At 55.5% G+C, this 1,513-nt stretch carries 2 protein-coding genes; one reads left to right on the top strand and one right to left on the bottom strand.

The features are described 5' to 3' along the window. Nucleotides 1-358, bottom strand: a 358-nt coding sequence (locus ACH2EH_RS13945) for an inorganic phosphate transporter (RefSeq protein WP_395142650.1), incomplete at its 3' end; no start/stop codon positions are given. Nucleotides 359-505: 147 nt separating this feature from the next. Here ACH2EH_RS13945 and ACH2EH_RS13940 point away from each other — a divergent pair. Then, the coding region (locus ACH2EH_RS13940; RefSeq protein WP_395142648.1) for a porin at nt 506-1,513 on the top strand (1,008 nt) is incomplete at its 3' end.

Raw genomic sequence — 1,513 nt, 5'->3', positions numbered from 1 at the left:
GCGTGTGTGAGCTTGAGGCGGGTAGGCCAATAAACCACGTCGCTAGATTCCAGAGAACAGCGGTGATCAAAATCGAGAGGAGCATCCAGATCCCCATCGCGCCACTTGCTCCCACCAACATATCCGTGGGAATCAGCCCGACGATCTTAAAGGCGACGCCTGCACCGGCACCGAGGACACTAATCACCCCCAGAAAGTTGACCATACCTGACCAGAGCACGGCAATGGTTGGCTTGAGGGAGCGGGTGTAGATCACAGTCGCGACGGCGTTGGCGGTGTCGTGAAACCCATTGACGAACTCAAAGCCCAGCGCGATCACCAGGCAAAGCACCAGAAGGCTGATTGTTGTAATGTCCATAGCTACTTCTATGATCCCATTCTCTCCATCGCCCCATATTAAGCATTTGTTAAATATAGAGTCAATACACCTGATCTGATTAAGAAATCAGTACTTAATCCTTGCTTAACAGAAATAGTTTTACCTCGTCTTAAACTACCACTCAGAATGAAACACTCTTTTAATCTCCCGGCAACATTTCTTCTGACATTTGCCTCCGCTCCTTTCGTCTTTGCCCAAGCCCCTCCGGCCAAAGCTCCTCAAGCACACACGCTCACTGCGGATCAGCAGAAAGCACTTGAGGCTCTCTCCAAGTTCAAGGTCAGTGGCTACCTCCAGCTTCGCTACGATGCTTTGATCGGGGATGCCTCGCTCTTTAAAAACCAAGGGGGAGGCGGAGCAGGGCCGCGGCCTACCACGGGAGCACCCCATGTCGGCGGAGCCTCACAGGGCTTTATCTTGCGACGGGGGCGTTTTAAGCTCGATGGGGTGCTGAACCCTAAAGATGCCTTCGCTTTTCAGTTCGACTTTGGCACGGCCGGACCACTTCATATGCGCGATATGTATGTAGACCTTAAGAGCGGCCTGCCGCATAACTGGCAGCTTCGCGTCGGGCAGTTCCCCCCACAGTTCACCTACACGCTGGCCGCGACCAGCCGCCTGCGCGAGGCTCCCGAGCGCCCGATGGGTTTCTCGGACAGCAGTAATGCCAATTTTATTTTTAAGGACACTGTCTCCGCAACCGGCGGAACTATTACTCCTGGCACCGTCATTCCATTTCTCCTAAACCAGGATCGCGATCAGGGGGCGATGTTCACCTACAAAGCCAAGCGGGCCACCAGCTACTTCGGGCTCTTTAACGGCGAGGGTCGCGACAATGCTGGCCAGCGCCCTATCAACGGAAATCTGACGTTCATGGGACGGGTTGAGCAGCGTATTCCCATGCAGAACGGAGATGTCTTTGTGGGCGGATCCCGCTACGATGGGCAGTGGCCCGCCCGTGCCAGTGTGCCCGTAGGAACAACGGTCGCGGACTTTAAGAACGCCGCCCGCCGCATGACGGCTCTTGAAACCCGCTGGGTCGGTAAGAACGGCACGGAGGTGCGCTACGAGCGCATAGATGGCCGCTACGATGTCACGCCAGATCGCTCGCTCTATCTGGCGGGCAATAAAGTC

It is taken from the genome of Armatimonas sp. (assembly GCF_043760365.1).
GTDB lineage: Bacteria > Armatimonadota > Armatimonadia > Armatimonadales > Armatimonadaceae > Armatimonas.
This window is presented reverse-complemented; position numbering and strand designations above follow the sequence as displayed.